General features: G+C 76.3%; 1 pseudogene. It reads left to right on the forward strand.

What is annotated here, in order from left to right:
• Positions 1-3,654 precede the first annotated feature (3,654 nt).
• Positions 3,655-3,972 (forward strand): annotated as a pseudogene (locus ABD056_RS22545) (hypothetical protein); the annotation flags it as partial.

Below are 3,972 nucleotides of genomic sequence, written 5' to 3' on the forward strand. Positions count from 1 at the left end.
CCCCCCCCCCCCCCCCCCCCCCCCCCCCCCCCCCGCCCGCCCCCCCAGGCCCTGCCTGCCCTGCACGCCGCCGCCGCCCGCCGCGCCTCGACCGCCCCGACCCCGACACCCGGCGCGCCGCCGCCGGGCCCGCCCGCCACCGCCGCGCCGACCGTCGCGAGCAGCGGCGTCGACACCCTCAGCCTGAGCAACCGCGACGGCCTGCTGGCCATCGTGCTGCGCCCGCCGGGCGCCGCCGCCCCGGCCGCTCCGCCCACGCCCCACTCCGCCGCCCACCAGGCCGCCTCCGCCTACAGCCGCACCGCCCTACCCGTGGCGGGGGGCGGGGCCCCGGCTGCGTCGGCGCAGGGTCAGGGGGCGCCTGGGGCTGGGGCTGGGCAGGCGGCCGGGGGTGGCGTATCTGCTTCGGCCCCACAAGCCCAGCCTCAGCCCCAGCCGCAACAGCCTGCGCCCGCTCCTGCCACTCAGCAGCCGGCCGGGACCAGCGCACCTGCTTCGGCCCAACCAGCACAGCCCCAGCCGCAACAGCCCGCGCCCGGTCCTGCTGCTGCCCAGGCTCAATCGCAGCAGCCGGCGCCCACTCCTGCCGCTCAGCAGCCAGCCAGTGGGAGTGGCGCCGCTGCTCCGGCTGCATCAGCCCCGGGCCAGCCGCTGCAACCGGCGAACGCTCCGGCCGCTCAACAGCCTGCCGGGGCAGCCGGTGCCACTACTTCAGCCGCAAGCGGGCAAGCTCTGCCGCCCCAGCCGGCACCCGCACCCGGTGCCCAGCAGTCGGTTGCTGGAGGTGGCGCCAGCGCTTCAGCCGCATCTGCTCAGGGTCAACCCCATCAGCCTGCGCCCACTCCTGCCGCTCCGCAGCCAGCCGGTGGAGGAGCCGCCGCTGCTCCGGCTGCATCGGCCCCGGCGCAGCCGCAACAAGCGGGGCCGGTTCCCGCTGGACAAGCGACGGTCGCAGGCGGTGCCTCAGCCGCAGCCGCTCAAGCTCAGCCGCCGCAGCCGGCACCTGCACCTAGTACTCAGCAGTCGGTCGCTGGAGGTGGCGCCAGCGCTTCAACGGCATCCGCGCAGGCGCAGCCCCAGCAACCGCCGCCAACTCCTGCCGTGCCGCAGCCAGCCAGCGGAGGTGGCGCCGCTGCTCCGGCTGCATCGGCGCCGGCCCAGCCGCAGCAACCAGGGCCGGTTCCCGCTGCACAAGCGACGGTCGCAGGCGGTGCCTCAGCCGCAGCCGCTCAAGCTCAGCCACCGCAGCCGGCACCCGCTCCCGGCGCTCAGCAGTCGGTCGCTGCGGGAGGCGGGAGCGCTTCAGCCGCATCCGCTCAGGGTCAACCCCAACAGCCGGTGCCCGCTCCTGCCGCTCCGCAGCCTGCCGGGGCAGCCGGTGCCGCCACTTCTACCGCAACCGGGCCGCAGCCGGCATCCACTCCCGGTGCTCAGCAGTCGGTCACTGGGGGAGGCGCGAGCGCTTCAGCCGCATCTGCTCAGGGTCAACCCCAACAGCCGGTGCCCGCTCCTGGCGCTCCGCAGCCAGCCAGTGGAGGTGGCGCCAGCGCTTCAGCGGCATCCGGACAGGCTCAGCCCCAACAGCTGGCGCCCGCTCCTGCCGCTTCGCAGTCGGCTAGCGGAGGTGGCACCGCTGCTGCGACCGCATCGACGCAGGCCCAGCCGCAGCAATCGGGACCGGTTCCTGCGACCCAACAGGCGACCGCGGGTGGCGGCGGCGCCTCTCCGGCCGTATCCGCGCAACCCCAGCAACAGCCGGCACCAGCTTCTGCCACTCAGCAGCCAGCCGGGGGCGGGGCACCTGCTTCGGCCTCAGCGGTGCAGCCTCAGCCTCAACCGCAGCAGCCGGCGCCGGGTCCTGCCGCTCCGCAGGCGGGCGGAGGTGGTGCGCCTGCCTCAGCCACATCCGCTCAGGCTCAGCCCCAGCAGCCGGCGACCACCCTGGCCGCTCAGCAGGGGGCGACAGGCGGAGGTTCTGCTGCGTCGGCGGCTCCGATGCCGGCCCAGGCACAGCAGTCGGCAATGGCGTCCGGCCCCGCCGCTCAACTGACACCGGCGGGAGGCGGGGCGGCGCCTTCATCACCTCAGGGCCAGCCCCAGCCGCAACAGCCCGCACCGATGCCCGCCGCCCCGCAGGCAGGGACCGGCAGCGGCGCCCCGGCTCAGCCCGCTCCTCCGCAGCCTCAGGGTCAGGTGCAACAGGGGGCGGGGGGCGCCCCAGCCCAGACTGCTCCGGCGCAGCCCCAGGCACAGGCACAAGCACAGCAACCGGCGTCTGGCAGCAGCACCCCGGCTCAGCCCGCTCCTGCGCAGCCTCAGACCCAGGTGCAACAACCTGCACCAGCCCCGGCGGCGCAACAGGGGTCGGGAGGCGGCGGCCCTGGTCAGGCCGCCCCGGCCCAGCCACAGGCACAGACACAGCAGCCGGCGTCCGGCAGCAGCGCTCCGGCTCAGCCCGCTCCGGTGCAGCCTCAGCTGCAGGGGCAACGGGGACCGAGTGGCGCCCCGGCACAGGCACAGGCACAACAGCCGGCGCCCGGAAGCAGCGCTCCGGCTCAGCCCACTCCGGCGCAGCCTCAGGGTCAGGTGCAACAGCCTGCGCCAACCCCGGCGGCGCAACAGGGGTCGGGAGGCGGCGGCCCTGGTCAGGCCGCCCCGGCCCAGCCACAGCCACAGGTACATCAGCCGGCGCCCGGCAGCAGCGCTCCGGCTCAACCCGCTCCGGCGCAGCCTCAGGGTCAGGTGCAACAGCCTGCGCCAACCCCGGCGGCGCAACAGGGATCGGGAGGTGGCGGCCCTAGTCAGGCCGCCCCGACCCAGCCACAGGCACAGCAGCCGGCGTCCGGCAGCAGCGCTCCGGCTCAGCCCGCTCCGGTGCAGCCTCAACTCCAGGGGCAACAGGGACCGAGCGGCGCCCCGGCACAGGCACAGGCACAACAGCCGGCGCCCGGAAGCAACGCTGCGTCTCAGCCCGCTCCTGCGCAGCCTCAGGCCCAGGTGCAACAGCCTGCACCGGCCCCGGCGGCGCAACAGGGGTCGGGGGGCGGCGCTCCCGCTCAGCCTGGCCCGCCCCAATCTCAGCCCCAGCCGCAGCAACTGGCGCCCGGAAGCACCGCCGCGGCTCAGCCCGCTCCGGCACAGCAGCCGCAGCAGCCTGCACCGGCGCAGCCACAAGCACAGCAGCCGGCGCCAGGAAGCAGCGCTCCGGCGCAGCCCGCTCCAGCGCAGCCCCAGCCGCAGCAGCCGGGCCCTACCCCTGCCGCTCCGCAGCCGGCGGTTGGGGGCGGCGTACCTGTTCAGCCTGCTCCGGGGGCGGTGGGGCAGCAGCCTGGGCTGTTCCAGCCTCAGCCGATGCCCCAGCAGTCGGCGTCCAGCATCAGCGCTCCGGCTCAGGGGGCGTCCGTGCAGACGTTGCAGCCCGGTCCCACCCCAGGCGGTCAGCAGCCGGTGGGTGGAGGGCTGCCTCAGCCTCAGCCTCAACCCCAGCCTCAGCCTCAACCCCAACCGCTGCCGGGACAAGCGACACCCCCCACCGGGACTCCGCCGCCGGCCGCTGCCGGGCCGGCTCCGGCGACGGCCGTCCAGCCGGGCGTGATGCAGCCGAACCCGGCGCCCGGTCCTGCCGCGGCCGCGCCGGTGGTCAACGGTGTCGCCATGACGCCGGGAACGGCGGTGATGGTGCGGGTGGTCTCCGTCGCCCCGGCAGCCGGGACGGCCGGAGCCGCCACCGCCACCGCAACCGCCGCCCTGCCCACCGGTCCCGCTGCCTATGCTCCGGCGACCGGCGGCGGGGCGCCGTGGTTGTCGCCGCTGCCGCCGGCCAATCCGCAGGCCGTGCTGACCGGCACCGTGCTGCCCGGCGCCACCGCCGGCCAGACCCTGGTGCAGACCTCCGCCGGCACCCTGGCGGTGAGCGGACGTCTGGCGCCGCCGGGGGCGCAGGTGGGGCTGGAGGTGCTGCGCCACGGTCTG

Origin of the sequence: Caenispirillum bisanense (assembly GCF_039523075.1) — a bacterium.
Classification (GTDB): Bacteria; Pseudomonadota; Alphaproteobacteria; order Rhodospirillales; family Rhodospirillaceae; genus Caenispirillum; species Caenispirillum bisanense.